Source organism: Caulobacter sp. D5 (assembly GCF_003185805.1).
Taxonomy (GTDB): Bacteria; Pseudomonadota; Alphaproteobacteria; order Caulobacterales; family Caulobacteraceae; genus Caulobacter.
The window spans coordinates 1-2,437 of sequence record NZ_QHJY01000372.1 but is presented as its reverse complement, the minus strand read 5'-3'; the positions used below and the strand labels follow the sequence as shown (position 1 = coordinate 2,437).

At 68.4% G+C, this 2,437-nt stretch carries 3 protein-coding genes; 1 reads left to right on the top strand and 2 read right to left on the bottom strand.

Going from position 1 to position 2,437, the window contains the following annotated elements:
* Positions 1–246: (d)CMP kinase (locus tag DMC18_RS21205; RefSeq protein WP_199232601.1), on the bottom strand; the 246-nt coding region annotated here is incomplete at its 3' end.
* Between the two features lie 3 nt (positions 247–249).
* On the bottom strand, positions 250–1,578 hold the full coding sequence (aroA, locus tag DMC18_RS21200) for a 3-phosphoshikimate 1-carboxyvinyltransferase (protein WP_110120433.1): 1,329 nt from the start codon (positions 1,576–1,578) through the stop codon (positions 250–252).
* A 117-nt stretch (positions 1,579–1,695) separates the two neighbouring features.
* On the opposite strand from aroA, the gene DMC18_RS21195 reads away from it, so the two are divergent.
* Positions 1,696–2,166: a TIGR02300 family protein gene (locus DMC18_RS21195; protein WP_110120432.1), complete on the top strand. Its 471-nt coding sequence runs from the start codon at positions 1,696–1,698 to the stop codon at positions 2,164–2,166.
* The last annotated feature ends 271 nt before the right edge of the window (positions 2,167–2,437 follow it).

Sequence of the window (2,437 nt, the reverse complement as noted above, 5' to 3'; positions counted from 1 at the left end):
GGCCTCGCCGGCGGCGCGGGTGCGCACCTGCGGCCGCTCCAGTTCGGAAAGATCCAGGCCCCGGGCCGAGGCCTCGGCGGCCGCGGCGTCGTCCAGGTCGCCGCCGGCTTCCAGCAGCCGCACCCCGACCGCCCGGTAGAGCAGGCCGGTGTCCAGCATCGGCAGGCCGTAATGGGCCGCCAGGCGCGAGGCGATGGTGCCCTTGCCCGAGGCGGCCGGGCCGTCGACGGCGATCACGAAGCCCATGGATCAGGCCTCGGCGATCGAGCCGCCCAGGCCCGTCATCAACGACACAAAGCCCGGGAAGCTGGTGGCGATCATGCCGGGCTCGTCGATCTCGACCGGCTCCAGGGCGGCCATGCCCAGGATCAGGTGGCTCATGGCGATGCGGTGATCGCCGTGGGTGATCACCTTGCCGCCGCCGCGCACCGGATGGTTGCCGCCGCGCGTGCCGACCACGGTCATGCCTTCCGGCTCTTCCTCGACCGTGACGCCGCAGGCCAGCAGGCCCGCCGCCGTCAGGGCGATGCGGTCGCTTTCCTTGACCCGCATCTCGCCGATGCCGCGCATGACCGTGGGACCATCCGCAAAGGCGGCCGCGACGGCCAGGATCGGATATTCGTCGATCATCGACGGCGCGCGCTCGGGCGGCACGACCACGCCCTTGAGCTGGGAGTGGCGGGCGGTGATGTCGCCGACCTCCTCGCCGCTCTCGACGCGGACGTTCGAGATCACCAGATCCGCGCCCATCTCCTGCAGGGTGGTGAAGAGGCCCGTGCGCAGCACGTTGAGCATCACGCCTTCGACGGTCACTTCCGAGCCAGGGACGATCAGGGCCGCGACCAGCGGGAAGGCGGCCGAGGACGGATCGCCCGGCACCTGCACGTGCGTGCCCTTCAGCTTCTGGCCTTCCGGCAGGCGCACGTGACGCACGCCCTTTTTGTCCTCGACGATCACCTCGGCCCCGAAGGCCCGCAGCATGCGCTCGGTGTGGTCGCGGGTGGCTTCCGGCTCGATCACCTCGACGCCGCCCTCGGCGTGCAGGCCGGCCAGCAGCACGGCCGACTTCACCTGGGCCGAGGCCATCGGCAGGGTGTAGACGAGGCCGCGCAGGCCCCCGCCCTTCAGGGTCAGCGGCAAGCGGCCCTTGTCGCGACCAAGCCAGGTGGCGCCCATGCGGGCCAGCGGATCCAGCACCCGGCCCATCGGACGGCCGCGCAGCGAGTGGTCGCCGGTGAAGGTGGCGCACATGGGAAAGCCCGAGGCCGCGCCCATGATCAGGCGCACGCCGGTGCCGGCGTTGCCGCAGTCGATGACGTCCGAAGGCTCGGCGAAGCCGCCCTTGCCCTCGACGCGCCAGCGGCCGACGCCTTCCTTTTCGATGCGCGCGCCAAAGGCCTGCATCGCCCGGGCCGTGGCCAGGACGTCGTCGCCTTCCAGCAGTCCCTCGATGGTCGTGGTGCCGCTAGCCAGGGCCCCGAGGATCATCGAACGGTGCGAAATGGACTTGTCGCCAGGCGCCCGAACCGTACCGCGAAGGGCTCCGCCGGGCGTGCTCTTCAATCCAGCCGTCGTCATGCCGAAACCGGCTCCTTGCAACATAGGTGTTTCGCGAAGGGGTTTGCTTTTGACAGCGGCCCTTCGTCATGGCAAGTCAGCCGCCGCTTTTCCCATCAGGATCAAAGGGTCGCCACCTTGGCAAATCCCGACTTGGGCGCAAAACAAATCTGCCCCAGCTGCCAGTCGAAGTTCTACGACCTCAACCGCCGTCCGGCCGTCTGCCCCAAATGCGGTGAGCAGTTCGATCCGGAAGAGGCGCTGAAGTCGCGCCGCGTGCGCGCCCGCGCCATCACGCCGGACTACGACGCCGAAGACGAAAAGGAAGCCCCGGCTCCCAAGGAGCAGGACGGCTTCGAGGACGAAGTCGACGAGACCCCGGAAATCGACGAGGCCGCCGAGGCCGACGTCGTCGAGACCGATGACGAGGACGGCGATCCGACCGCGGCTCCGGCTCCGGGCGGCGACGACCTGGGCGTCGACTTCGCCGAGGACGAGGACCTCGCCGAGGACGAAGCCGACGACGTTCCGTTCCTGGAAGACGAGGACGACGACGATCTCGGCGACGAGATCGAAGGCCTCCCGGGCGAAGAAGACGACGACCGCTAAGCGGCGAATGCGCCGGGGTCGGAGCGATCCGACCCCGGGTTTTCGGGTTCTCCACAGCGTTTCGTCGCACCCCGAAAAAAAGTTCACCGAGGGGGTTGATCCCGGAAAAACCTCGGCATAGGTTCCGCGCCTCTTCGGGGGGCAGCCACTCGGAACCGTCGAAGAGACTAAGGAATTCAGACGAAAGTCTTCGGATTTTCGGAAGAGCCTTGGGGCTATAGCTCAGCTGGTAGAGCGCTTGAATGGCATTCAAGAGGTCAGCGGTTCGACT

Coding starts and splice junctions, on each gene's coding strand:
- aroA (WP_110120433.1), bottom strand. CDS start 1,578: ATGACGACGGCTGGATTGAAGAGCACGCCCGGCGGAGCCCTTCGCGGT.